20 protein-coding genes and 1 pseudogene are annotated in these 25,244 nt (G+C 60.3%); 4 read left to right on the top strand and 17 right to left on the bottom strand.

What is annotated here, in order from left to right:
- Positions 1-99 precede the first annotated feature (99 nt).
- From dnaE to rpsB, 16 genes are all read right to left on the bottom strand, one after another.
- Positions 100-3,621 (bottom strand): DNA polymerase III subunit alpha, encoded by a 3,522-nt coding sequence (gene dnaE, locus J3P81_RS05515; RefSeq protein WP_434562539.1) that lies wholly within the window; start codon positions 3,619-3,621, stop codon positions 100-102.
- Positions 3,622-3,860: 239 nt separating this feature from the next.
- On the bottom strand, positions 3,861-4,505 hold the full coding sequence (gene rnhB / locus J3P81_RS05510) for a ribonuclease HII (protein WP_420764449.1): 645 nt from the start codon (positions 4,503-4,505) through the stop codon (positions 3,861-3,863).
- 11 nt (positions 4,506-4,516) lie between these two features.
- Complete coding sequence (gene lpxB / locus J3P81_RS05505) at positions 4,517-5,647, bottom strand: lipid-A-disaccharide synthase (RefSeq protein WP_434562537.1); 1,131 nt, start codon at positions 5,645-5,647, stop codon at positions 4,517-4,519.
- Between the two features lie 2 nt (positions 5,648-5,649).
- On the bottom strand, positions 5,650-6,426 hold the full coding sequence (lpxA, locus tag J3P81_RS05500) for an acyl-ACP--UDP-N-acetylglucosamine O-acyltransferase (RefSeq protein WP_420764243.1): 777 nt from the start codon (positions 6,424-6,426) through the stop codon (positions 5,650-5,652).
- Positions 6,423-6,863: a 3-hydroxyacyl-ACP dehydratase FabZ gene (gene fabZ / locus J3P81_RS05495; protein WP_003184897.1), complete on the bottom strand. Its 441-nt coding sequence runs from the start codon at positions 6,861-6,863 to the stop codon at positions 6,423-6,425. Before fabZ ends, lpxA begins: the two co-directional genes overlap by 4 nt.
- Positions 6,864-6,974: 111 nt before the next feature.
- Positions 6,975-8,030, bottom strand: coding sequence for a UDP-3-O-(3-hydroxymyristoyl)glucosamine N-acyltransferase (gene lpxD / locus J3P81_RS05490; protein ID WP_434562535.1), 1,056 nt, complete (start codon positions 8,028-8,030; stop codon positions 6,975-6,977).
- Between the two features lie 3 nt (positions 8,031-8,033).
- Positions 8,034-8,537, bottom strand: a complete 504-nt coding sequence (locus J3P81_RS05485) for an OmpH family outer membrane protein (protein WP_003184901.1) — start codon at positions 8,535-8,537, stop codon at positions 8,034-8,036.
- A 45-nt stretch (positions 8,538-8,582) separates the two neighbouring features.
- Positions 8,583-10,958, bottom strand: a complete 2,376-nt coding sequence (gene bamA, locus J3P81_RS05480) for an outer membrane protein assembly factor BamA (protein WP_420764241.1) — start codon at positions 10,956-10,958, stop codon at positions 8,583-8,585.
- Between the two features lie 74 nt (positions 10,959-11,032).
- On the bottom strand, positions 11,033-12,385 hold the full coding sequence (gene rseP / locus J3P81_RS05475) for an RIP metalloprotease RseP (protein WP_420764240.1): 1,353 nt from the start codon (positions 12,383-12,385) through the stop codon (positions 11,033-11,035).
- A gap of 52 nt (positions 12,386-12,437) precedes the next feature.
- Positions 12,438-13,628 carry a 1-deoxy-D-xylulose-5-phosphate reductoisomerase gene (ispC, locus tag J3P81_RS05470; protein WP_420764239.1) on the bottom strand — a complete coding sequence of 397 codons (1,191 nt, stop codon included), beginning with the start codon at positions 13,626-13,628 and terminating at the stop codon, positions 12,438-12,440.
- Positions 13,625-14,431 carry a phosphatidate cytidylyltransferase gene (locus tag J3P81_RS05465; RefSeq protein ID WP_420764238.1) on the bottom strand — a complete coding sequence of 269 codons (807 nt, stop codon included), beginning with the start codon at positions 14,429-14,431 and terminating at the stop codon, positions 13,625-13,627. Before J3P81_RS05465 ends, ispC begins: the two co-directional genes overlap by 4 nt.
- Complete coding sequence (gene uppS / locus J3P81_RS05460) at positions 14,431-15,186, bottom strand: polyprenyl diphosphate synthase (protein ID WP_434562533.1); 756 nt, start codon at positions 15,184-15,186, stop codon at positions 14,431-14,433. Before uppS ends, J3P81_RS05465 begins: the two co-directional genes overlap by 1 nt.
- A 13-nt stretch (positions 15,187-15,199) precedes the next feature.
- Positions 15,200-15,757 carry a ribosome recycling factor gene (gene frr, locus J3P81_RS05455; protein WP_420764236.1) on the bottom strand — a complete coding sequence of 186 codons (558 nt, stop codon included), beginning with the start codon at positions 15,755-15,757 and terminating at the stop codon, positions 15,200-15,202.
- The gene (gene pyrH, locus J3P81_RS05450; protein WP_039591983.1) at positions 15,754-16,497 is read right to left on the bottom strand and encodes a UMP kinase; all 744 of its coding nucleotides are present in this window, start codon (positions 16,495-16,497) and stop codon (positions 15,754-15,756) included. The genes frr and pyrH overlap by 4 nt, the downstream gene beginning before the upstream one ends.
- Positions 16,498-16,710: 213 nt before the next feature.
- Positions 16,711-17,577, bottom strand: a complete 867-nt coding sequence (gene tsf, locus J3P81_RS05445) for a translation elongation factor Ts (protein WP_072387961.1) — start codon at positions 17,575-17,577, stop codon at positions 16,711-16,713.
- A 195-nt stretch (positions 17,578-17,772) separates the two neighbouring features.
- On the bottom strand, positions 17,773-18,510 hold the full coding sequence (rpsB, locus tag J3P81_RS05440) for a 30S ribosomal protein S2 (protein ID WP_003198231.1): 738 nt from the start codon (positions 18,508-18,510) through the stop codon (positions 17,773-17,775).
- 375 nt (positions 18,511-18,885) lie between these two features.
- On the opposite strand from rpsB, the gene map reads away from it, so the two are divergent.
- From map to dapC, 3 genes are all read left to right on the top strand, one after another.
- Positions 18,886-19,668, top strand: a complete 783-nt coding sequence (gene map / locus J3P81_RS05435) for a type I methionyl aminopeptidase (RefSeq protein ID WP_186705495.1) — start codon at positions 18,886-18,888, stop codon at positions 19,666-19,668.
- Between the two features lie 44 nt (positions 19,669-19,712).
- Positions 19,713-22,415 (top strand): [protein-PII] uridylyltransferase, encoded by a 2,703-nt coding sequence (locus J3P81_RS05430; RefSeq protein WP_434562531.1) that lies wholly within the window; start codon positions 19,713-19,715, stop codon positions 22,413-22,415.
- Positions 22,416-22,553: 138 nt separating this feature from the next.
- On the top strand, positions 22,554-23,753 hold the full coding sequence (gene dapC / locus J3P81_RS05425) for a succinyldiaminopimelate transaminase (RefSeq protein ID WP_434562529.1): 1,200 nt from the start codon (positions 22,554-22,556) through the stop codon (positions 23,751-23,753).
- A gap of 262 nt (positions 23,754-24,015) precedes the next feature.
- Here the strand turns inward: dapC and J3P81_RS05420 are convergent.
- A pseudogene (locus J3P81_RS05420) lies at positions 24,016-24,341 on the bottom strand (DUF6124 family protein).
- A 409-nt stretch (positions 24,342-24,750) separates the two neighbouring features.
- Here J3P81_RS05420 and J3P81_RS05415 point away from each other — a divergent pair.
- Positions 24,751-25,146, top strand: a complete 396-nt coding sequence (locus J3P81_RS05415) for a type II toxin-antitoxin system PemK/MazF family toxin (RefSeq protein WP_420764231.1) — start codon at positions 24,751-24,753, stop codon at positions 25,144-25,146.
- The last annotated feature ends 98 nt before the right edge of the window (positions 25,147-25,244 follow it).

Genomic DNA, 25,244 nt, shown 5'->3' with positions numbered 1-25,244 from the left:
TATTCGCGCCCTACCTTAAGGGAGAGGCGCGTTCAGGTCGAGATTAAAAATTCGAGTCGAGGTCAGGGGCGCTCCGGGTGCGGGAGTGGCCCCTGGCCGTCAACGGTATTGGAGGAAGACGTTGTCTTTGCCGAACTGGTCACGCAAGGCTTGAATCAACGCATCCGCCGGGTCGATCCGCCACCCCTCGCCAAACTGCAGCACGGCCTTGGCGTCGGGGCGCACATATTCCATGGTGATCGGGCATGCACCACGGTGGCGCTTGAACAACTCGCCTAACCAGCGTAGCTGATCGCCCTTCAAATCCTGGGTCTGCAACTTCAGGCGCAGGCTCTCGGCCAGGTTGGTGCGGGCATCCTCCATGCTCATTACGCGTTTGACCCGCAACCGCAGGCCGCCGGAAAAGTCATCATTGCTGACCTCCCCTTCCACCACGACCATCGCATCTGTCTGCAGCAACGACTGCGCCGAATGGAACGCGTCGGCAAACAATGACGCTTCGATACGCCCAGAGCGGTCGTCGAGGGTGATGAACCCCATCTTGTCGCCCTTTTTGTTTTTCATTACCCGCAGGGCGATGATCATGCCGGCGACCGTTTGCGTGTCGCGTGCCGGCTTCAGGTCGATGATGCGCTGACGGGCGAAGCGGCGGATCTCGCCTTCGTATTCATCGATCGGGTGACCGGTGAGGTACAGACCCAAGGTGTCTTTCTCGCCCTTGAGGCGTTCCTTGAGGGTCAGCTCCTTGGCCTTGCGATGATTGGCATACACATCGGCGTCTTCCTCGACGAACAACCCGCCAAACAGGTCGGCGTGGCCGCTGTCGTGGGTGCGGGCCGTCTGTTCGGCGGCCTTGATCGCTTCTTCCATCGCCGCCAGCAACACCGCGCGGTTGCGGTCGATGTTGGCCTGGTAGGCCTTCGGCTCGTCATGGAAGTACGGGCCCAAACGGTCCAGGGCGCCACTGCGGATCAGCCCGTCGAGGGTACGCTTGTTGATACGTTTGAGGTCGACCCGGGCGCAGAAATCGAACAGGTCCTTGAAGGGCCCGTCCTGGCGCGCTTCGGTGATCGCCTCCACCGGGCCTTCGCCCACGCCCTTGATCGCGCCGAGGCCGTAGATGATGCGGCCTTCGTCGTTCACCGTGAACTTGAACTCCGAAGCGTTCACGTCCGGCGCGTCGAGGCGCAGCTTCATGGTCCGCACTTCTTCGATCAAGGTCACGACCTTGTCGGTGTTGTGCATATCCGCCGAGAGCACCGCCGCCATGAACGGCGCCGGGTAGTGTGCTTTCAACCATGCCGTCTGGTACGACACCAGGCCATAGGCGGCGGAGTGGGATTTGTTGAAGCCGTAGCCGGCGAATTTTTCTACCAGGTCGAAGATGTTGCCCGCCAGGTCCGCATCGATGCCGTTGTTTGCACAACCTTCGATGAAACCGCCGCGTTGCTTGGCCATCTCCTCAGGCTTTTTCTTACCCATCGCTCGACGCAGCATATCCGCGCCGCCGAGGGTGTAGCCGGCCATCACCTGGGCAATCTGCATCACCTGTTCCTGATACAGGATGATGCCGTAGGTCGGTGCCAGTACAGGCTTGAGGCCCTCGTACTGGTAGTCGGGGTGCGGATAGGCCAGCTCGGCGCGCCCGTGCTTACGGTTGATGAAGTCGTCCACCATGCCCGATTGCAGCGGGCCCGGACGGAACAGGGCCACCAGTGCGATCAAGTCTTCCAGGCAGTCGGGCTTGAGTTTCTTGATCAGCTCCTTCATGCCTCGGGATTCAAGCTGGAACACCGCCGTGGTTTCAGCTTTCTGCAACAGGCTGTAGGTCGGCTTGTCGTCAAGCGGAATGAAGGCAATGTCCAGCGGCTCTTCGCCGACCTTGGCCCGGTCGCGGTTGATGGTCTTGAGCGCCCAGTCGATGATGGTCAGGGTCCGGAGGCCAAGGAAGTCGAACTTCACCAGGCCCGCCGCCTCGACGTCGTCCTTGTCGAACTGGGTGACCAGGCCGTCGCCCTCTTCATCGCAATAGATCGGCGAGAAGTCGGTCAGCTTGGTCGGCGCGATCACCACGCCCCCGGCGTGCTTGCCGACGTTACGCACCACGCCTTCGAGCTTGCGGGCCATCTCCCAGATTTCCGCGGCCTCTTCGTCGACCTTGATGAAGTCCCGCAGGATTTCTTCCTGCTCGTAGGCTTTTTCCAGGGTCATGCCGACTTCGAAGGGGATCATCTTCGACAGGCGATCCGCCAGGCCGTAGGACTTGCCCTGCACCCGCGCCACGTCGCGCACCACAGCCTTGGCGGCCATGGAACCGAAAGTGATGATCTGGCTCACTGCGTTGCGGCCGTATTTTTCGGCCACGTAGTCGATCACCCGGTCGCGACCGTCCATGCAGAAGTCGACGTCGAAGTCGGGCATGGAAACCCGTTCCGGGTTGAGGAAACGTTCGAAGAGCAGGTCATATTCCAGCGGGTCGAGGTCGGTGATCTTCTGCACGTAGGCCACCAGCGACCCGGCGCCCGACCCCCGGCCAGGGCCTACCGGCACGCCGTTGCTCTTGGCCCACTGGATGAAGTCCATCACGATCAGGAAGTAGCCGGGGAACCCCATCTGGATGATGATATCCAGTTCGAAATTCAACCGATCGACATAGACCTGGCGCTTGGCTTCGTAATCTTCGGTGGTGTCCTTGGGCAACAGGACGCTCAGCCGTTCTTCGAGGCCGTCGAACGAGACCTTGCGGAAATATTCATCGATGGTCATGCCATCGGGAATCGGGAAGTTGGGCAAAAAGTGCTTGCCCAGCTTCACTTCGATGTTGCAGCGCTTGGCGATCTCGACGGTGTTTTCCAGCGCTTCGGGCAGGTCGCTGAACAACTCGGCCATTTCCTCGGCGCTCTTGAGGTACTGCTGGTCGCTGTAGTTCTTCGGCCGACGCGGGTCGTCGAGGGCGCGGCCCTCGCCGATGCAGACGCGGGTCTCGTGGGCCTCGAAATCTTCTTGCTTGATAAACCGCACGTCGTTGGTCGCCACCAGCGGCGCACCGAGCTTGTCGGCCAGGGCCACGGCGGCGTGCAGGTGCTCTTCGTCATTGGGACGGCTGGTGCGCTGCACCTCGATGTAGAAGCGATCCGGGAACACCGCCATCCAGTCGCGAGCGAGCTGCTCGGCTTCTTCGGTATTGCCGCTGAGCAGGGCCAGGCCGATCTCGCCCTCCTTGGCCGCCGACAACATGATCAAGCCTTCGCTGGCCTCGGCCACCCATTCGCGCTCGATGATGATCGAGCCGTTGCGCTGGCCGTCGATAAAGCCGCGGGAAATCAGCTCGGTGAGGTTGCGGTAGCCCACGGCATTCATCACCAGCAGGCTGATACGGCTCAGCGGCGCATCCGGGTCCTTGCTCGCCAGCCACAGGTCGGCGCCGCAGATCGGCTTGATCCCGGCGCCCATGGCGTTCTTGTAGAACTTGACCAGCGAGCACATGTTGTTCTGGTCGGTAACCGCCACGGCAGGCATGTTCATGCCCACCAGGGTCTTGACCAGGGGCTTGATCCGCACCAGACCGTCGACCAGGGAATATTCAGTGTGCAGGCGTAGATGAACGAATGAAGCCGGCATAGTGATCCTGCGTTAAGTCATGAAAACAACAAGGCCCGGATTGTACCGGGCCTTGGGTAAAACATCAGCCATGTGTATCCCGTCAGGCAAATGCGCACACTACTTTTGTGGCGAGGGGATTTATCCCCGCTGGAGCGCGAAGCGGTCCTTTAGCTGACAACCCGTTGCCTGATGGGCTTTTGGGGCCGCTTCGCAGCCCAGCGGGGATAAATCCCCTCGCCACAAATCCACATTCGCCTTTATGTAATGGGAGCCTGATTACTCACGATCAGCCCACCACGCGCTTCATAAGCCAGCCGAACCGGCGCGAACGAACGCCTGTGGATCGGCGTCGGCCCAAGGCGTGCCAGGGCTTCCAGATGCACCGGGGTCGGATAACCCTTGTGGCTGCCAATCCCGTAGCCGGGGTAGATCAATTCGAACGCGGCCATTTCCCGGTCGCGGCTGACCTTGGCCAGGATCGAGGCGGCTGCGATGGCCGGAACCTTGCCGTCGCCCTGGATGACCGCCTCGGCGCGCATCGACAGTTTCGGACAGCGATTGCCGTCGATCATCGCCAGCTTCGGCGTGACATGCAGCCCGTGCACCGCACGCTGCATCGCGAGCATGGTGGCGTGCAGGATATTGAGTTCATCGATCTCTTCGACTTCGGCCCGGGCGATGCACCAACTCAAGGCTTTCTCACAGATTTCGTCATAAAGCTTTTCGCGACGGGCCTCGGTGAGTTTCTTCGAGTCATCGAGACCCAGAATCGGCCGTGTCGGATCGAGAATCACCGCCGCCGTTACCACCGCGCCGCACAACGGGCCGCGTCCTACTTCATCGACACCGGCGACAAGCTGTTCCACCTCGGCGACCAGGTTGAAATCCAGGCCCATCTGCAGCTTTACGTTGCTCATTGTTTCTTGCCGATCAGGGTCAATACAGCCTCCGCAGCCTGGTTGGACGCATCGCGTCGCAAGGTGCGGTGGATTTCGTCAAAGCCCCGGGTCTGTTCCTCGCCGCCGTCGATCAGGGGCAACAGCGTATTGGCCAGCGACTCGGCGGTTGCATCGTCCTGAAGCAGCTCGGGTACCAGCAAGCGCTGGGCCAGAAGATTCGGCAAGGAAACGTAAGGGCTCTTGACCATGCGCTTGAGAATCCAGAACGTCAGCGGCGCCAAACGATACGCGACCACCATTGGGCGTTTGTATAACAACGCCTCAAGGGTAGCAGTGCCAGAGGCAATCAACACGGCATCGCAGGCGGCCAGCGCTTGGTGGGACTGACCGTCGAGCAGCATCACCGGCAAATCGCGCTCGGCCAGCAAGGCTTCAAGCTGGCCGCGCCGCTGCGGGCTGGCACAAGGAAGAACAAACCTGACATCGGGACGCATCGTCCGCATCCGTTCGGCGGCGTCGAAGAACAACCCGCCCAGGCGACTGACCTCGCCGCCCCGGCTGCCAGGCATCAACGCCACCAGCGGCCCTTCCGGCAGGCCCAATGCCTGGCGAGCCGCCGCGCGGTCTGCCTCCAGGGGAATGGTATCGGCCAGGGTGTGCCCGACAAACCGCACCGGCACGCCTTTTTCTTCGTAGAAGCGGGCTTCGAATGGCAGCAGCGTGAGCATCAGGTCGCAGCCTTCGCGAATCTTCAGCACCCGCTTCTGCCGCCAGGCCCAGACGGACGGGCTGACGTAATGCACGGTCTTGATGCCAGCCTGGCGCAACTTGAGCTCGATATTGAGGGTGAAGTCCGGCGCGTCGATGCCGATGAAGACGTCCGGTTTCTCCTCGATCAGCGTCTGGATCAGTTTCTTGCGACGGGCCAGTAACTCGCGCAAGCGCCCGAGCACCTCCACCAGGCCCATGACCGACAGCCGCTCCATGGGAAAGTAGGACTCCAGGCCTTCGGCCTGCATCAACGGGCCGCCGACACCGATGAATTCGACCGCGGGATGCTGCGCCTTGAGCGCGCGCATCAAGCCGGCACCCAGGATGTCACCGGAAGCCTCTCCCGCCACCAGCGCAATACGCAGATTGGCCATGGTCAGCGGGTGATGCCGCGGGTCGAAGACTGGATGGAGTCGCGGAATGTCGCGACCTCCGGGAACTGCACTGACGCTTCGGCCAGTTCGGCGAGCGCCTGCTCGACCGTCAGGCCCTGGCGGTAGACGACCTTGTAGGCGCGGCGCAAGGCCGTGATCGCCTCTTCACTGAAACCACGACGACGCATGCCTTCGAAGTTCATGCTGCGGGCTTCGGCCGGGTTACCGAACACCGTGACATAGGCCGGGACATCCTTGCCGATGGCGGTGCCCATGCCGGAGAAACTGTGGGCACCGATATGGCAATACTGGTGGACCAGGGTGAAACCGGACAGGATCGCCCAGTCATCCACATGCACATGGCCGGCCAACGCGGTGTTGTTGACCAGGATGCAATGGTTGCCAATGATGCTGTCGTGACCGATATGGGCATAGGCCATGATCAGGTTGTGATCGCCCAGCGTCGTTTCGGAACGGTCCTGGACGGTGCCACGGTGGATCGTCACGCCTTCGCGAATCACATTGTGATCGCCGATCACCAGGCGGGTTTCTTCACCTTTGTACTTGAGATCGGGCGTGTCCTCGCCTACCGATGAAAACTGGTAGATGCGATTGTGCCGGCCGATCCGGGTCGGGCCCTTGAGAATTACGTGGGGACCGATCACCGTGCCCTCGCCGATTTCCACACCTGCGCCGATGATTGACCAAGGGCCAACCTCGACATCGGCGGCCAGCACGGCCGACGGATCGATGATTGCGCGAGGGTCAATCAAACTCATAGCTTGCGTTCCGCGCAGATGATTTCAGCGGAGCAGACCGGCTTGCCGTCGACCGAAGCCTGGCATTCGAATTTCCAGATCTGGCGCTTGCAACTGATGAACTTGGCCTCGAGGATCAATTGATCGCCCGGGGTCACCGGCTGGCGGAAACGCAGCTTGTCGGAGCCGACGAAGTAATACAGCGTGCCATCGGCAGGCTTCACGTCGAGCATTTTGAAACCAAGGATCCCGGCAGCCTGAGCCATCGCTTCGATGATCAACACGCCCGGCATGATTGGATGCGCTGGGAAGTGGCCATTGAAGAACGGTTCGTTGATGCTGACATTCTTGTAGGCGCGAATGCGCTTGCCTTCAACATCCAGGTCCACGACCCGATCCACCAGCAGGAACGGGTAACGGTGAGGCAGGTATTCGCGAATCTCGTTGATGTCCATCATTTCGGGGGGAAGCCTATGTAAAGATTGGGAGCGCACGATTGACGCGCACCCCGCTAGCAAATCAAGGAGGCCAGGGCCTAGCGGCTGTGCACACTTGATATGGAAATGGTATCAGCCATCTGATGAAGCATTACCGCCAGGGGTCACGTCCCCTACACGCTTTTCCACCTGCTTGAGGCGCCGCGCGATGTCGTCGAGCTGGCGGATACGCGCCGCGCTCTTTCGCCACTCGGCAGCCGGTTGCATGGCTGTGCCGGAAGAATAGGCACCCGGCTCGGTAATCGAGTGGGTCACCATGGTCATCCCGGTCAGGAATACGTTGTCACAAATATCGATATGGCCCACCAGGCCCACGCCGCCGGCGAGCATGCAGTGCTTGCCGATTTTGGTGCTGCCGGAAATGCCGACACAAGCCGCCATGGCGGTGTGATCACCGACCTGGACGTTGTGGGCGATCTGGATCTGGTTATCGAGCTTGACGCCATTGCCGATGACCGTATCGGCCAGCGCGCCACGGTCGATGGCCGTATTGACTCCTATCTCCACGTCGTCGCCAACGCTCACGCCACCAATCTGGGCGATCTTTTGCCAGACGCCCTTCTCATTGGCGAAACCGAACCCTTCACCGCCCAGCACCGCGCCGGACTGGATCACCACCCGTTTGCCGATGCGTACATCGTGGTAGAGGGTGACCCGCGGAGCCAGCCAACCGCCCTCGCCGATCTCGCTACGCGCACCGATGAAGCAATGGGCGCCCAGCGTCACGCCGGCGCCAATCCGGGCCGCGCTTTCGATGACGACGAAGGGACCGATACTGGCCGAGGGATCGACGACGGCATCCGACGCGATCACCGCGCTGGGATGAATGCCTGCCGCCGACTTGGGCTTGGGATCGAACAGATGGGAAATTCGCGCGTACGCCAGGTACGGATCGGCCACGATCAGCGCATCGCCGACAAACCCTTCGGCATCGCCAGCCTTGAGCAATAACGCGGCAGCCCGGCTGTCAGCCAGGTATTTGCGGTACTGGGGATTTGCCAGGAAGCTCAACTGAGCTGGGCCAGCCTCTTGCAAAGTGGCTAGCCCAGTGATGACCTTCTCCGGGTCGCCACGCAGGGTGGCGCCGAGGAACTCAGCCAATTGGCCGAGCTTGATAGTCGCTGTCATGGATTACTTCAGCTGGTTCATGCGCTCGATGACCTGGCGCGTGATGTCGTATTGAGGTTTGACATCGATCACTGCGCCCCGCTCGAACACCAGGTCGAAACCACCTTTCTTGATGACTTCTTCCACGGCGCTGTCGAGTTTCGGCTTGAGCTGCTTGAGCATTTCACGGTCGGCCACGGCTTTCGCTTCGTTCAGTTCCTTGGACTGGAACTGGAAGTCACGAGCCTTCTGCTTGAATTCAAGCTCCAGGCGTTCGCGCTCGCCCTGGGCCATCTTGTCGCCACCGGCCACCAGACGGTCCTGAATGCCTTTGGCACTGCTTTCCAGGCCTTTGAGCTTGGTCAGTTGCGGGCCAAATTTCTTCTCGGCGTCTACGGCGTATTTCTTCGCCGCGTCGGACTCCAGCAAGGCCATCTGATAGTTCAGCACGGCGATTTTCATGTCGGCAAAAGCCGGGCCTGCGACCAGCACGGTCGCCAGGAGAACCAATTGAGTCAACTTACGCACGATGTACTCCTACAAAATCCGTTGTCGTTATCTTGGGTCAGACGCTTAGAACGTCTGGCCGAGGGAGAATTGGAACACTTGGGTTTCAGCGTCGTCCGGTTTCTTGATCGGCATCGCCAATGCGAAGCTCAACGGGCCCAGCGCGGTGACCCAGGTCACGCCCACACCGACGGAGCTGGCCAGGTTGCTGAGGCTGATGTCGTTGCACTTGGTATTGGAACTCGTACCGTTAGCGTTGGTGGTGTCATCACAACTGGAGTCGAATACGTTACCCACGTCCCAGAATACCGAGGTACGCAGGGAGCGCTGATCCTTGACGAACGGCATCGGGAACAGGATTTCCGCGCCGCCCTGGATGAGCACGTTGCCACCGAACGGCAGCGGATCCTGGTCCGGATCGCGGATGGTCCCCGGGTTGGTGCCACGGCTCGGCGTACTGCGCGGGCCCAAGGTGCTGTCCTTGAAACCACGGACCGAGTTGAAACCACCGGCGTAGTAGTTCTCATAGAACGGCAGGCCATCGGTCGAACCGTAGCCATCGCCATAACCCAGCTCGGTGTGCAGGCGCATGGTGTAGTTGTCGGTCAACGGCTGGAACAACTGGCCACGGTAATCGAGCTTGAAGAACGACAGGTCACTGCCAGGGGTGGTGGTTTCCAGCACCAGGCTCTGGGACCGACCGCGCGTCGCCAGCACGCCCTTGTTCAAGGTCGATTCGGACCAGCCGACAGACGCCTTGAAGTTCAGGTAGTTATCGCCTTCCTTCTCGACGAAATCGAAAATCTCGTCAACGGTGTAGCGACCGGTGTTGATCTTGTCCTGCTGCGCGGTGAGGCCGAAGGTAAGGCGCGAAGTCTCGCTGATTGGGTAACCAACGTTCACACCCGCACCCAGGCTGTCCACGGCGTAGCTGGAGATGTCAGCATCGAGCTCGTCGTAGTCGGTGGTGCGATAGAAGGCGTTGTAGCCCAGGCTCACGCCGTCGGCGGTCCAGTAGGGGTCCACGTAGCCAAAGTTGTAGCGGGTCTGGTACTCGCTTCGGGTCAGGCCGAGGCTGACCTTGTTACCGGTGCCCAGGAAGTTGTTCTGGGTGATCGACCCACCCAGGATCAGGCCCGCGCTCTGGGCGAAACCGACGCTGGCGGTGATCGAGCCGGAAGCTTGTTCTTCAACGCTGTAGTTCACATCCACCTGGTCATCGACGCCCGGTACGGCCGGGGTCTCGACGTTGACTTCCTTGAAGAAGCCCAGGCGTTCCAGACGGGTCTTGGACTGGTCGATCAGGTAGGTCGACGCCCAACCGCCTTCCATCTGGCGCATTTCACGACGCAGCACTTCATCTTCGGATTTGGTGTTGCCACGGAAGTTGATGCGGTTGACGTAGGCACGCTTGCCCGGATCCACGGCGAAGGTGATGTCGACGGTATGGTCTTCATCGTGCGGCTGCGGCACGCCGTTGACGTTGGCAAAGGTATAACCCTCGTTACCCAGGCGACGGGTGATCAGCTCGGACGTGGTGGTCATCAGCTTGCGCGAGAACACCTGGCCCTTCTGCACGAGCAAGAGTGATTTCACCTGGTCTTCAGGGACTTTCAGGTCACCACTGAGCTTGACGTCACGAACGGTGTACTTCTCGCCTTCGTTGACGTTGACGGTGATGTAGACGTGCTTCTTGTCCGGGGTAATGGACACCTGGGTCGAAGCGATATCCATGTTGATGTAGCCACGGTCCAGGTAGTAGGAACGCAGGCGCTCCAGGTCACCGGAAAGTTTTTCACGGGCGTACTTGTCGTCGTTCTTGAAGAACGACAGCCAGTTGGTGGTCTTGAGCTCGAACAGGTCGATCAGGTCTTCATCCGGGAAAACCGTGTTGCCCACCACGTTGATGTGCTGGATGGCCGCCACGGTGCCTTCGTTGATGTTGACCTTCAGGCCGACGCGGTTGCGTGGCTGCGGCACCACTTCGGTGTCGACGGTGGCCGAATAGCGACCCTGGGCGACGTACTGGCGCTGCAGCTCGTTACGCACACCTTCGAGAGTGGCGCGCTGGAAGATCTCGCCTTCGGCCAGGCCGGATTGCTTGAGGCCTTTCATCAGGTCCTCAGTGGAAATCGCCTTGTTGCCCTCGATCTCGATACTGGCGACCGAAGGGCGCTCGACGACCGTGATGACCAGGACATTGCCGTCGCGGCCCAGCTGGATATCTTGAAAGAAGCCGGTCTTGAACAACGCACGAGTGGATTCCACCAGGCGCCGATCATCCGCCTGCTCGCCGACGTTCAGCGGCAAGGCACCAAAGACGCTACCTGCGGAAACCCGCTGGAGGCCGTTGACGCGAATATCAGAGATAGTGAAGGACTCGGCGTGAACTTCGGCGATCATCAATACGGTGAGAACCGCAGTTAGCAGCAGACGTTTCATGAAGTCCTTTCTTATTCCAACTGGCAATAAACAAACTGCCGCAAAATGCGGCAGATTCGCAATTCAGCGAAGCGTTACAGACGACCCAGATCGTTGACCAAGGCAAGCAACATCACCCCGACCACCAAGCTGATACCGATCTGTATCCCCCAACCTTGCACCCGATCCGACAAGGGACGCCCACGCGCCCACTCGATCAGATAAAACAGCAGATGCCCCCCATCCAGTACCGGGATGGGCAGCAAATTCAGAACCCCCAGGCTAATGCTCAGATAAGCAAGGAAATTCAGGAAATCAGCGACGCCCGACTGGGCAGAAGCGCCCGCCACTTTAGCAATGGTTATCGGTCCACTCAAGTTTTTTACCGAGAGCTCGCCGAACAACATTTTCTTCAGCGAGTCGAGGGTCAGGACACTCATGGTCCAAGTACGCCGCGCGCCCTCGCCAATTGCCGCGACAGGGCCGAAACTGACCTCTCGAACCATCTCCGGTGGCCAGTCGACCGCCTTGACCCCCGCCCCCAGGTAACCCGTCGGCGCTTTGGCTTCGCCACGGGCGGCCAACGTCACGGGAACATCAATCGTGGCGCCGTCGCGCTCCACGCTCAGCAATATTTTGGCATCAGGACGGACACGAACCGAGTCGACCACCTGCTGCCAGTCGCTGACCGCCCGCCCATCGAACGCGAGCAAACGGTCACCGGTCTTCAGGCCCGCGGCATGTGCCGGGCCTTTCGGGTCGAGTTCGGCGAGGACAGGCGCCAGCGCGGGACGCCATGGACGGATCCCGAGGGAGCGGATCGGATCAGGCTCGTCGGCACCTTTGAGCCAATTATCGAGTACCAGCTCCCGGGGCGAGTCCGCGGTGGATCCCTCCTCGCGAACGATCATCTGCAGGGAACCGCTCTCACCCAGGCGACGCACCAATTGCAGATTGACGGCGGCCCAGCCTGATGTTGGCTCGCCATCGATGGCCACGATTTCCTGGCCCGCGCCCAACCCGGCGCGCGCCGCAACGCTCCCCGCCTCGACCGCGCCAATGACAGGGCGCACCTGCTCGCTGCCCAGCATGGCCAGCGCCCAGAAAAACACCAGGGCCAGCAGGAAGTTGGCGATCGGCCCCGCCGCCACGATGGCGATGCGCTGACGAACGGTCTTGCGATTGAAGGATTGGTCGAGCTGGTCGAGAGGAACTTCACCCTCGCGCTCGTCGAGCATCTTCACGTAGCCGCCCAGGGGGATGGCCGCGACAACGAATTCAGTGCCCTGCTTGTCGTGCCAGCGTAGCAGGGGCATGCCGAAGCCGACGGAAAAACGCAGGACCTTGACGCCACAGCGACGCGCGACCCAGAAATGGCCGAATTCGTGAAAAGTGACCAGCACACCCAGCGCAACCAGGGTGCCGACGATCATATAGAGCGCGCTCATCTGTTTTCTCCACAATCCTGCCCAGGACAACCCTGGCTAACGTACCGCAGCCTCAACGCCCGTGGCGGCTCAACCACTGGCCCGCCAACTGGCGAGCCCTGGCATCCACGGTAAATACCGCGTCAAGGTCATCGAGGGAGACCACGGCCTCGAGGTTCAAGACTTCCTCGATGATACTCGCGATCTCGAGGTAACGGACACGCCCATCGAGAAACGCTGCAACCGCCACTTCGTTAGCGGCATTAAGCATGGCCGGCGCGCTGTCGCCCACCTCGGCCGCCTGCCGCGCCAGGCGCAGGCAGGGAAAGCGCTGTTCATCGGGCGCCTGGAAATCCAGGCGCGCGATCGCGAACAGGTCCAGCGGCGCCACTCCCGAATCAATCCGCTCCGGCCAGGCCAACGCGTTGGCGATCGGCGTGCGCATGTCCGGGTTGCCCAACTGGGCCAGCACCGAACCATCGACGTAGTCGACGAGGGAGTGGATCACGCTCTGCGGGTGGATCACCACTTCTACCTGCGACGGCTTGGCGTCGAACAGCCAGCAGGCCTCGATCAACTCCAACCCTTTGTTCATCATGCTGGCTGAATCCACGGAAATCTTGCGCCCCATGGACCAGTTCGGATGAGCGCAGGCCTGCTCGGGTGAAACATGCACCAATTCTTCCAGCGGTGTCTGCCGGAACGGACCACCGGACGCCGTCAGAAGAATCCTCCGGACGCCCACTGTCCCCAGGCCACGGGAAAAGTCCTGCGGCATGCATTGGAAAATCGCGTTGTGTTCGCTGTCGATCGGCAACAGTACCGAGCCGCTTTTGCGCACCGCTTGCATGAACAGCGCGCCAGACATCACCAGCGCCTCTTTATTGGCGAGCAGAATTTTCTTGCCAGCCTCCACCGCCGCCAAGGTCGGGCGCAGCCCCGCCGCACCCACGATCGCCGCCATCACGGCGTCGACTTCCGGATCGGAGGCCACCTGGCAAAGACCCTCTTCCCCCACGAGCACCCGGGTTTGCAGCCCCGCGGCCCGCAGGTCGTCTTGCAACGCGCTCGCCACGCCAGCCTCGGGCACCACGGCAAACCGTGGCGCGTGGCGAATGCACAGCGCCAGCAACTCGCTCAAGCGCGTGAAACCACTGAGGGCGAACACCTGGTAGCGCTCAGGGTGCCGGCCAATGACGTCCAGCGTGCTGAGGCCGATCGAACCCGTAGCGCCCAGCACAGTGATCTGCTGTGCACGACTCACGACGCGGCCATCCAGAGCAGAACGGCGAAGACAGGAATCGCGGCAGTCAGGCTGTCGATACGATCCAGTACGCCGCCGTGGCCCGGCAGCAGGTTACTGCTGTCCTTGATCCCGGACTGGCGCTTGAACATGCTTTCGGTCAAGTCGCCGACCACCGAGACAAACACGATGAGGGCTGCGCCGAACAACCCCATCAACAGTTGCGCGACGGTCCAGTCTCGCACGAAGCCGACCACCGCCGTGATGACCAGGCTCAAGGCAAGGCCGCCATAGACGCCTTCCCAGCTCTTGCCAGGACTGACCTTTGGCGCCAGCTTGCGCTTGCCGAAGGCACGGCCAGAAAAATAGGCTCCGACATCGGCGCCCCACACCAGCACCATCACCGCCATGATCTGCCAGTTGCCCAGAGGCCCCTGCTTGATCCAGATCAGCCCTTGCCAGGCCGGCAACAGGATCAGCAGCCCTATCACCAGCTTGGTCGCGGCATTGGACCAATGGTGCGTGGTACGCGGATAGGTCAAGACCAGGAACGTCGCGGTTGCCCACCAGAGCACCGCCGCTCCCAGTACCCAGGGCGCAATACCAGGCACCACATACATGATGAACAACATGGCCGCTACCGCCGCCGCGTAGGTCACGCGCGCCGATTGAGAGGCAAAACCCGCCAGCCGCGCCCATTCCCAAGCGCCCAACGTCACGACCAGGCCGATGAACAGGGCGAAGCCCGCACCTTCCAACAGGAAAAAACCACCCAAGGCGATGGGCAACAGGATCAAGGCTGTGATGATTCGTTGTTTTAGCATTAAACCCGGGCTCCAGCTTCGATCTGCTCGCTCGTTTTACCGAAACGACGCTGACGGGAAGCGAAATCGGCCAACGCGGTGCGCATGGCTTCGTGTTTGAAGTCCGGCCAGAACAGGTCGGAGAAGTACAGCTCGGCGTAAGCCAGCTGCCACAGCAGGAAATTGCTGATGCGGTGTTCGCCACCGGTGCGGATGCACAAGTCCGGCAGCGGCAGGTCGCCGGTCGCCAGGCACGTTTGCAACAGGTCGGCAGTGATGTCCTCTGGCCGCAAATGACCGGCCTGAACCTCCCGCGCCAGCCGCTGGGCGGCCTGGGCAATATCCCATTGGCCGCCATAATTGGCGGCGATTTGCAGGACAAACCGATCGGCGCCAGCCGTGGCTGACTCAGCCTCACGCATTGCCGCCTGCAGCTCAGGATGAAAACGTGAACGATCGCCGATGATCCGCAAGCTGATCTTGTTTTCGTCCAGGCGCTTGGCTTCACGTCGCAAGGCCTTGAGGAACAGGTCCATCAAGGCACTGACCTCATCGGCCGGACGCTGCCAGTTCTCGCTGGAGAAGGCGAACAGGGTGAGCACCTCGACGCCGGCCTCGGCACACACCTCGATGACTGCACGGACCGCATCAACCCCGGCTTTATGCCCGGCGACGCCGGGCATAAAGCGTTTCTTGGCCCAGCGGTTATTGCCGTCCATGATGATCGCCACGTGGCGCGGCACCGCGAACGGCACGGCCTGCTTGGTCTTATCCATTAAAACGAGACCCTTATACGGCCATCAGGTCTTTTTCTTTCTCGTCCGTGGCCTTGGTGATCTGGGCCTCGGATTCTTTGGTCAGCTTATCGATATCAGCGATGGCACGACGCTCTTCGTCTTCACTGATTTCCTTATCCTTGACCAGCTTCTTCAGCTCACCCAACGCGTCACGACGGATGTTGCGCACGGCAACACGCGCGTCTTCCGCAGCGCTACGGGCCTGTTTGGTAAAGCCTTTGCGCGTTTCCTCGGTGAGAGCGGGCATCGGGATCAGCAGCAGCTCACCCAGGTTAGTTGGGTTGAGGTTCAGACCGGCGCTCTGGATCGCCTTGTCTACAGCAGCGAGCATGTTGCGCTCGAAAGCCACGACCTGCAGGGTGCGCGAATCTTTCACGGTGACGTTGGCAACGCTGCTCAGCGGTGTGTCAGTGCCGTAGTAAGGCACCATGACGCTGCCGAGGATGCTCGGGTGAGCCTTGCCGGTACGAATCTGACCGAATGCGTGGCTCAGGGAGTCCAAGGATTTCTTCATGCGCTCTTCAGCGTCTTTCTTGATTTCGTTGATCATTGCTTGCCTTCCTCGATCAGTGTTCCTTCGGCGCCGCCATGGACGATATTCAGCAGGGCACCGGGTTTGTTCATGTTGAAAACGCGCAGCGGCATCTTGTGGTCGCGGCACAGGCAGATAGCCGTCAGATCCATTACACCCAGCTTGCGATCCAGCACTTCATCGTAGGTCAGATGATCGAACTTCTCGGCATGCGGGTCTTTGAACGGGTCAGCGGTGTACACGCCATCTACCTTGGTTGCCTTGAGCACGACATCGGCATCGATTTCGATCGCTCGCAGGCACGCGGCCGAATCCGTGGTGAAGAACGGATTACCGGTACCGGCGGCAAAGATCACCACTTCCTTGGAGTTGAGGTGGCGCATGGCCTTGCGGCGATCGTAGTGATCGGTCACGCCAACCATGGAAATGGCCGACATCACGATGGCCGAGATATTGGCACGCTCCAGCGCGTCGCGCATAGCCAGAGCGTTCATCACAGTGGCCAGCATGCCCATGTGGTCGCCCGTGACCCGATCCATGCCCGCCGCGCTCAGCGCTGCACCACGGAACAGGTTGCCGCCGCCGATGACCAGGCCGACCTGTACGCCGATCCCGACCAACTGGCCAACTTCCAGAGCCATGCGGTCCAGCACTTTCGGATCGATCCCGAACTCTTCCGAGCCCATCAGGGCCTCGCCGCTAAGCTTGAGTAGAATGCGTTTATAGCGAGCCTGATAACCACTGCCCTGCTGAGCCATTGCGAATCTCTCCTGCGGCGTATTTTCTCAAAAAATTCTTAACGGGCTGTTTGCAGCCTCGTTCACTCTAGCTTGACGCTGACACAGCGCCATCGGAACACGGCTTTGTAAGCCAGTTCCGACAGGAAACCAATATAAATCGGCATCCTCATCCAAAAAGAGGCTGCGCGCGTGAGCGGGCAGCCTCTTCTGGGCGACAGTCGTTGAACCGTCTTATTGCTTGCTGGCAGCAGCTACCTGAGCAGCAACTTCTTCAGCGAAGTTGTCGACCGGCTTCTCGATGCCTTCGCCTACTTTGAAGTAGGTGAACGAAACGATTTCAGCGCCGGCTTTCTTAGCCAGGTCGCCGACCTTGATTTCCGGGTTCTTGACGAACGCCTGCTCAACCAGGCTGGCTTCGGCCAGGAATTTGGAAATACGGCCGCTGACCATTTTTTCAGCGATTTCAGCAGGCTTGCCTTTCAGCTTCTCTTCGTTCAGCTGCAGGAAAACACCCTTCTCGCGCTCGATCGCTTCAGCCGAAACGTCCGAAGGCAGCAGGAACTCAGGGTTGGTTGCAGCCACGTGCATGGCGATGTCTTTCGCCAGCTCGGTATCGCCGCCCTTCAGGACAACTGCAACACCGATCTTGTTGCCGTGCAGGTAGGTACCAACCACATCACCTTCAACGCGAACCAGGCGACGGATGTTGACGTTTTCGCCGGTCTTGCCAACCAGGACCAGGCGGGCTTCTTCCTGAGCTTCGATCAGCGGAGCTGCGTCGGTCAGTTTGTCAGCGAAAGCTTTTTCGACGCTGGCAGCGACGAATGCCTTGAAGTCATCCTGCAGAGCCAGGAAGTCGGTCTGGGAGTTGACTTCCAGCAGAACGGCGGCTTTACCGTCGTCCTTTATGGCGATGGCGCCTTCAGCGGCAACGTTGCCAGCTTTCTTGGCAGCCTTGATGGCGCCCGAAGCGCGCATGTCATCAATGGCTTTCTCGATGTCGCCGCCAGCCTTGGTCAAGGCTTTCTTGCAATCCATCATGCCTTCGCCGGTACGCTCGCGCAGTTCTTTGACCAACGCTGCAGTAATCTCTGCCATTTCAAAATCCTCTTGGATAGGTTTTCAACCATTCCACCCGACCGAACGGGCGATCAATTCTTCCTGGAAAAACCACTGTTTATAGATCGCTGCAGGTTACAAACAGGTAGCTGCGCTTGCGACAAGTGGTTTTCGAGGTGGCAAAAAGGGGGCCAAGCCCCCTTTTTGCTTACTGAGTCAACGCCAGGGCGTCAATTACTCAGCGGCTGCCGCCGGAGCTTCTTCAGCGAAGACTTCGGTGCCGCCATTAACGTTGTTGCGACCACGGATAACAGCGTCAGCCATCGAACCCATGTACAGCTGGATGGCGCGGATGGCGTCATCGTTGCCTGGGATGATGTAGTCAACGCCTTCCGGGCTGCTGTTGGTATCGACAACGCCGATGACCGGGATACCCAGCTTGTTGGCTTCGGTGATCGCGATGCGCTCGTGGTCAACGTCGATCACGAACAGTGCGTCAGGCAGACCGCCCATGTCCTTGATACCGCCCAGGGAGCGGTCCAGCTTCTCAAGATCGCGAGTGCGCATCAGCGCTTCTTTCTTGGTCAGCTTGGCGAAAGTACCGTCTTCGGACTGGACTTCAAGGTCACGCAGACGCTTGATGGAAGCGCGGATGGTCTTGAAGTTGGTCAGCATGCCGCCCAACCAGCGGTGATCGACGTACGGCGAACCGCAACGTGCTGCTTCTTCAGCAACGATCTTGCCGGCGGAACGCTTGGTGCCGACGAACAGAATCTTGTTTTTGCCCTGGGCCAGGCGCTCTACGAAGGTCAGTGCTTCGTTGAACATCGGCAGGGTTTTTTCAAGGTTGATGATGTGGATCTTGTTGCGCGCGCCGAAAATGTACTTGCCCATTTTCGGGTTCCAGTAACGGGTCTGGTGGCCGAAGTGCACACCGGCCTTCAGCATATCGCGCATGTTGACTTGGGACATGATAGTTCCTTGATAAGTCGGGTTTGGCCTCCACGTATCCCAATGACCAACCAGCGGCGGTGAAAGCCGAAGGCACCCAGGTCATCGTGTCGACACGTGTGTGGATTTAAGCTTACGGGGTCATCCCCGGAAAGCGGCGCATTTTATACCACAGCAAGGGCGAAAACGGAACACGGATTCTGAAATCCCGGTGAAGCCCCCTTCCCACAGCCCTTTCATGGGCCATGGATGCACACCCCTATAGAGAGAAGCGATGCATGTGGACGGGGATTTGCGCTGATCGTCTGTTAGAATCGCCTCTTTCAGGGCCGCATGGATCATCATCCGCCGCCCATTTCGTTTTGAACAGCGCCGTCGGGCGCAGAGAGAGCCTGTATGACCGTTACCCTCAAGACTCCCGAGGACATCGCTAAAATGCGTGTCGCCGGCAAACTCGCCGCCGAAGTGCTGGAAATGATCGCCGACTACGTCAAGCCGGGCGTTACCACTGAAGAGCTGGACCGCATCTGCCACGACTATATCGTCAACGAGCAGAAAGCCATCCCTGCCCCGCTCAACTATAAAGGCTTTCCGAAGTCGATCTGTACCTCGATCAACCATGTGGTCTGCCATGGCATCCCCAATGAGAAACCATTGAAGGACGGCGATACCCTGAACATCGACGTCACTGTCATCAAGGATGGCTACCATGGCGATACCAGCCGGATGTTCCATGTCGGCAACGTACCGGAGTGGGCCGAACGCCTGTCCAAGGTCACCCAGGAATGCATGTACATGGCCATCGAACTGGTAAAACCGGGCTGCCGCCTGGGCGACATCGGCGAAGTGATCCAGAAGCATGCGCAGAAGAACGGCTTCTCGGTGGTGCGCGAGTTCTGCGGCCACGGCATCGGCAAGGTGTTCCACGAAGAACCGCAGATCCTGCATTACGGCCGCGCCGGCACCGGCATGGAACTGCAGGCGGGCATGACCTTCACCATCGAGCCGATGATCAACCAGGGCCGCGCCGACACCAAGGTACTGGGCGACGGCTGGACCGCCATCACCAAGGACCGCAAGTTGTCGGCGCAATGGGAGCACACGCTGCTCGTCACCGAGACCGGCTACGAAATCTTTACCCTGCGCAGCGATGACACCATCGCGCGTGTTTCCGCCTGACCCGTACCCAGCCTATAGATATAGATAGAAAGGAAAGTCATTCGATGCCGCAGGTGGACCCCGAACTCTTCGACCGCGGCCAGTTCCAGGCTGAACTGGCCCTGAAGGCAAGCCCCATTTCGGCGTTCAAGAAGGCGATCCGCCAGGCCCACGAAGTGCTCGACCAGCGCTTTCGCAGTGGCCGCGATATCCGCCGGTTGATCGAAGACCGCGCCTGGTTCGTCGACAACATCCTGCAAAAGGCCTGGGACCAGTTCAACTGGAGCGAGGATGCCGACATCGCCCTGGTGGCGGTGGGCGGCTACGGGCGTGGCGAACTGCACCCCTATTCCGACATTGATCTGCTGATCCTTTTGGAAAGCGCGGACCACGAGATTTTCCGCGATTCCATCGAGCGCTTCCTGACGCTGCTGTGGGACATTGGCCTGGAAGTCGGCCAAAGCGTGCGTTCTGTGCAGGAATGCGCCGACGAGGCCCGCGCCGACCTGACGGTGATCACCAACCTGATGGAAAGCCGCACCATCGCCGGCCCCGAGCGCCTGCGCCAGCGCATGCTGGATGTGACCAGCACCGCGCACATGTGGCCCAGCAAAGACTTTTTCCTGGCCAAGCATGCCGAGCAGAAGGCCCGGCACCACAAGTACAACGACACCGAATACAACCTGGAGCCCAACGTCAAGGGCTCGCCCGGCGGGCTGCGTGACATCCAGACGATCCTGTGGGTCGCCCGCCGTCAGTACGGCACGCTGAACCTGCGAGCCCTGGCCGGCGAAGGTTTCCTGGTGGAAAGCGAGAACGCCTTGCTGGCATCGTCCCAGGAATTCTTATGGAAGGTCCGCTACGCCCTGCACATGCTCGCCGGACGCTCCGAGGACCGCTTGCTGTTCGATCATCAGCGCTCCATTGCCGGCCTGCTGGGTTTCGAAGGACAGGATGCCAAGCAATCCATCGAAAACTTCATGCAGCAGTACTACCGTGTCGTGATGAGCATCGCCCAGCTCAGCGAACTGATCATCCAGCACTTCGAAGAGGTCATCCTCGCCCCCGAGGACGAGGAGCCGCCGCAGCCGATCAACTCGCGCTTCCAACTGCACGACGGCTACATCGAAGCGCGCAATGCCAATGTGTTCCGCCGCACCCCGTTCGCCATGCTCGAGATTTTCGTGCTCATGGCCCAGCAACCGGAAATCAAGGGCGTGCGCGCCGATACCATTCGCCTGCTGCGGGAAAACCGGCATCTGATCGACGATGATTTCCGCCACGATATCCGCAACACCAGCCTGTTCATCGAACTGTTCAAGTGCAAGATCGGCGTGCACCGCAACCTGCGACGCATGAACCGCTACGGGATCCTGGGGCGCTACCTGCCGGAATTCGGCTACATCGTCGGGCAGATGCAACACGACCTGTTCCACATCTACACGGTCGACGCCCACACCCTGAACCTGATCAAGCATCTGCGTAAGCTGCAGTACACCCAGGTGTCGGAGAAATTTCCGCTGGCCAGCAAGCTCATGGCCAAGCTGCCCAAGCCCGAGCTGATCTACATGGCGGGGCTGTATCACGACATCGGCAAGGGCCGCCAGGGCGACCATTCCGAGATTGGCGCGGTGGATGCCGAGGCTTTTTGCCAGCGGCACCAACTGCCAACTTGGGACAGCCGGCTGATCGTCTGGCTGGTGCAGAACCACCTGGTGATGTCCACCACCGCCCAGCGCAAGGACCTGTCCGACCCGCAGGTGATCCATGACTTCGCCCAGGCCGTTGGCGACGAAACCCGCCTGGATTACCTCTACGTGCTGACCGTTGCCGACATCAACGCCACCAACCCGACCCTGTGGAACTCCTGGCGAGCCAGCCTGTTGCGCCAGCTCTACACCGAGACCAAGCGCGCCTTGCGCCGTGGCCTGGAAAACCCCGTGGACCGCGAAGAGCAGATCCGCCGCACCCAAAGCGCGGCCCTGGATATCCTGGTGCGCGGGGGCACCGATCCGGACGACGTCGAGCAGCTCTGGTCGCAATTGGGTGATGATTATTTCCTGCGCCATACCGCCGGCGACGTGGCCTGGCACAGCGACGCGATCCTGCAGCAACCGGCCGATGGCGGGCCGCTGGTGTTGATCAAGGAAACCACCCAGCGCGAGTTCGAGGGCGGCACGCAGATCTTCATCTATGCGCCGGACCAGCACGACTTCTTCGCGGTGACGGTGGCGGCGATGGACCAGCTCAATCTCAACATCCATGACGCTCGGGTCATTACGTCCACCAGCCAGTTCACCCTCGACACCTATATCGTGCTCGACACTGACGGCGACTCTATTGGCGACAACCCGGCGCGGGTCAAGCAGATTCGCGACGGACTCACCGACGCTCTACGCAACCCGGCGGACTATCCGACCATCATCCAGCGACGCGTGCCCCGCCAGCTCAAGCATTTTGCCTTTGCACCACAAGTGACGATCCACAACGACGCCCAGCGTCAGGTCACGGTGTTGGAGCTCAGCGCACCGGATCGCCCGGGCCTGCTGGCGCGAGTCGGCCATATTTTCCTGGAATTCGACCTGTCGCTGCAGAACGCCAAGATCGCCACGCTCGGCGAGCGGGTGGAAGACGTTTTCTTCATCACCGACGCCCACAACCAGCCGTTGTCCGATCCGCAGCTTTGCAGCCGCTTGCAGGAAGCGATCGTCCAGCACTTGAGCGTCAACCAGGAACCCGATGCTCACCTGACTCGCATTAGCATCTGAACGAACAAATTCCCCCTGTAGGAGCGAGCCTGCTCGCGAAATCGACGGGTCAGTCAATGGTTTTGTCGACTGACACACCGTATTCGCGAGCAAGCTCGCTCCCACAAAGGATCGCGCCCACATTGAACGAGGCCCCCGATGAACAACGCTTTGAACCAGCTCCAGCCGTACCCGTTCGAAAAACTCCGCGCCCTGCTCGGCAGCGTCACGCCGAACCCGGACAAGCGCCCGATCGCGTTGTCCATCGGCGAGCCCAAGCATCGCTCGCCAAGCTTCGTGGCCGAGGCGCTAGCCAGCAATCTGGAAAAAATGGCGGTGTACCCGACCACACTCGGCATCCCGGAACTGCGTGAAGCCATCACCGGCTGGTGCGAGCGCCGCTTCAACGTGCCGAACGGCTGGCTCGACCCGGCGCGCCACGTGCTGCCGGTCAATGGCACCCGCGAAGCCCTGTTCGCCTTCACCCAGACCGTGGTCAACCGTGGCGACAACGCCCTGGTGGTGAGCCCGAATCCGTTCTACCAGATCTACGAAGGCGCGGCGTTCCTGGCCGGGGCCAAGCCGCATTACCTGCCGTGCCTGGACACGAACGGTTTCAATCCGGATTTCGATGCCGTCTCGCCGGACATCTGGAAACGTTGCCAGATCCTGTTCCTGTGCTCCCCCGGCAACCCGACTGGCGCGCTGATCCCGGTGGATGTGCTGAAGAAACTCATCGCCCTGGCGGATGAATATGACTTCGTCATCGCCTCGGACGAGTGCTACAGCGAACTCTACTTCGACGAACAAACCCCGCCGCCAGGCCTACTCACCGCCTGCGTCGAACTGGGCCGCAAGGACTTCAAGCGCTGCGTGGTGTTCCACAGCCTCTCCAAGCGCTCCAACCTGCCCGGCCTGCGCTCCGGTTTCGTGGCCGGCGACGCCGATATCCTCAAGGGCTTTTTGCTGTACCGCACCTATCATGGCTGCGCGATGCCGGTTCAGACCCAACTGGCGAGCATCGCCGCGTGGAACGACGAAGAGCACGTGCGAGCCAACCGCGCCCTGTACCGGGAAAAATTCGACGCCGTGCTGGAAATCCTCAGCCCGGTGCTGGACGTACAACGCCCCGATGGCAGCTTCTACCTGTGGCCGAACGTAGCGGGCGATGATGCCGCCTTCTGCCGCGACTTGTTCGAACAGGAACACGTAACCGTCGTGCCAGGCTCGTACCTGTCCCGCGACATGGACGGCGTCAACCCAGGCGCCGGCCGCGTGCGCATGGCCCTGGTTGCGCCATTGGCCGAATGCGTGGAAGCGGCGGAGCGGATCCGAGCGTTTATCCAGCGCCGGGGTTGATGGCTGTATCGCGCTGAAGCGGACCGCTGTTGTGGCGAGGGAGCTTGCTCCCGCTGGGCTGCGTAGCAGCCCAAAGCAGTCAACTCAATCTGCCTGACATACCGCGCTGCCCGGTTTCACGGCCGCTTCGCGCTGGAGCGCCAGCCCGGCCCAGCGGGAGCAAGCTCCCTCGCCACAGGGGTTTGATGTAGACCTCATATTTGTTGACACCACATACCCTGTGGGAGCGAGCCTGCTCGCGAAGAGGCCAGCACTTATTACATCAAGTCCGAAGCTCTACCCGATCCAGGCACTTGTTCGCCAACAACACCCCCAACTCAATCATCTGCGGCACCCCCAACGCTACATGCCGTCGCGAGCCGTCCTGATCGAAGGCAAAGTCGTTGAGCACGCATTGGCCGAAGCCAGGGTTTTGCTGAGGTTGGCCAGCAACACTTCGGTGTCGATACCTTCAGCCACAGTGAACAACTGCACTGAGGGCTTGGGTTCTGGCTCGCTGTCGTCATCAGGCTTGAGATATTAATCCAGCACACGGTTAGCGGCTTCTTGCAGCTTTTCGGGGGCGTAATCCTCCGTGCTCCTAGAGATGTTCGGATTCTCACGTCCGACCGCTGAATTGGCAGCGACACCCAGAGGCTAGAGCCCTCGCTTCCGACGGACAACCTTAAAAACGTGTCGGAAACTTCGGCGCGTCTGACAGACCACGATCTATCTGCTCAGACAAGAAAAGACATAAAACGTACCGCGAACGCCAAGCCTTTGATTTCGCTGATGTTGTAAACCGACAGACCTCATTTAACCCTGTTACGAGGGTTCAAACTGGCTTGAATTCGCTATCGCCGGTAGCCATAATCGACCCCGTCACCAGCGAGAGCTGGCAGGAGTCTGGGTCCCTCTCGGGGGGTTGACCCAGCGGCGCAGAAAGGGCGAAGCAAGCTCAACTGCGTGTCGATTGAAGCCGCCTTCGGGCGGCTTTGCTTTTTCATGAGGATAAGGAATGCCTCTTTTTTACCATCCCAAGCAAGGTGATGTTCTTCTTTGTGACTTCACGCGGGGCTTTGTTGCGCCTGAAATGTTGAAGATCCGCAAGGTGGTGGTGATCTCCCCCACTGCCACACATAGTCGCAAGCTCTGTACCGTGGTGCCGATTTCCTCCACAACGCCACAGACTCAGCAGGACTGGCATCACCTGCTCCGCACCAATCCCCTCCAGTCCGATGGCTACAAAGAACTGTGGGTAAAGTGCGACATGATCTATACCGTGAGTTTTGAACGTCTGGATAAACTACACAGAAAGACTCGATCCAAGGGTCGAGAGTACTTTGTTCCTCGCCTGGGCTCTGAAGACATGCAAGGCGTGATCACCGGTGTGAAGGCTTACCTTCCGCTCTGACCCAGCCTCTATTGATCGACTCCAGATTCCACCTCGCTCCGAACGCAGTAAGCGTTACACACCCGGCAACAGCTCGCCGTTGAAGTGCCATATTAACC

This window comes from Pseudomonas sp. R1-6 (assembly GCF_051132115.1).
In the GTDB taxonomy this organism is placed as follows: Bacteria; Pseudomonadota; Gammaproteobacteria; order Pseudomonadales; family Pseudomonadaceae; genus Aquipseudomonas.
Note: the sequence above shows the minus strand (reverse complement) of the source record. Positions and strands in the feature narration are given on the sequence as shown.

Excerpts from the sequence above, each read along its gene's own strand:
- dnaE (WP_434562539.1), bottom strand. The coding sequence starts at position 3,621 with ATGCCGGCTTCATTCGTTCATCTACGCCTGCACACTGAATATTCCCTG.
- lpxB (WP_434562537.1), bottom strand. The coding sequence starts at position 5,647 with ATGGCCAATCTGCGTATTGCGCTGGTGGCGGGAGAGGCTTCCGGTGAC.
- lpxA (WP_420764243.1), bottom strand. The coding sequence starts at position 6,426 with ATGAGTTTGATTGACCCTCGCGCAATCATCGATCCGTCGGCCGTGCTG.
- fabZ (WP_003184897.1), bottom strand. The coding sequence starts at position 6,863 with ATGATGGACATCAACGAGATTCGCGAATACCTGCCTCACCGTTACCCG.
- lpxD (WP_434562535.1), bottom strand. The coding sequence starts at position 8,030 with ATGACAGCGACTATCAAGCTCGGCCAATTGGCTGAGTTCCTCGGCGCC.
- bamA (WP_420764241.1), bottom strand. The coding sequence starts at position 10,958 with ATGAAACGTCTGCTGCTAACTGCGGTTCTCACCGTATTGATGATCGCC.
- rseP (WP_420764240.1), bottom strand. The coding sequence starts at position 12,385 with ATGAGCGCGCTCTATATGATCGTCGGCACCCTGGTTGCGCTGGGTGTG.
- J3P81_RS05465 (WP_420764238.1), bottom strand. The coding sequence starts at position 14,431 with ATGCTAAAACAACGAATCATCACAGCCTTGATCCTGTTGCCCATCGCC.
- uppS (WP_434562533.1), bottom strand. The coding sequence starts at position 15,186 with ATGGATAAGACCAAGCAGGCCGTGCCGTTCGCGGTGCCGCGCCACGTG.
- frr (WP_420764236.1), bottom strand. The coding sequence starts at position 15,757 with ATGATCAACGAAATCAAGAAAGACGCTGAAGAGCGCATGAAGAAATCC.
- pyrH (WP_039591983.1), bottom strand. The coding sequence starts at position 16,497 with ATGGCTCAGCAGGGCAGTGGTTATCAGGCTCGCTATAAACGCATTCTA.
- tsf (WP_072387961.1), bottom strand. The coding sequence starts at position 17,577 with ATGGCAGAGATTACTGCAGCGTTGGTCAAAGAACTGCGCGAGCGTACC.
- rpsB (WP_003198231.1), bottom strand. The coding sequence starts at position 18,510 with ATGTCCCAAGTCAACATGCGCGATATGCTGAAGGCCGGTGTGCACTTC.
- map (WP_186705495.1), top strand. The coding sequence starts at position 18,886 with ATGACCGTTACCCTCAAGACTCCCGAGGACATCGCTAAAATGCGTGTC.
- J3P81_RS05430 (WP_434562531.1), top strand. The coding sequence starts at position 19,713 with ATGCCGCAGGTGGACCCCGAACTCTTCGACCGCGGCCAGTTCCAGGCT.
- dapC (WP_434562529.1), top strand. The coding sequence starts at position 22,554 with ATGAACAACGCTTTGAACCAGCTCCAGCCGTACCCGTTCGAAAAACTC.
- J3P81_RS05415 (WP_420764231.1), top strand. The coding sequence starts at position 24,751 with ATGCCTCTTTTTTACCATCCCAAGCAAGGTGATGTTCTTCTTTGTGAC.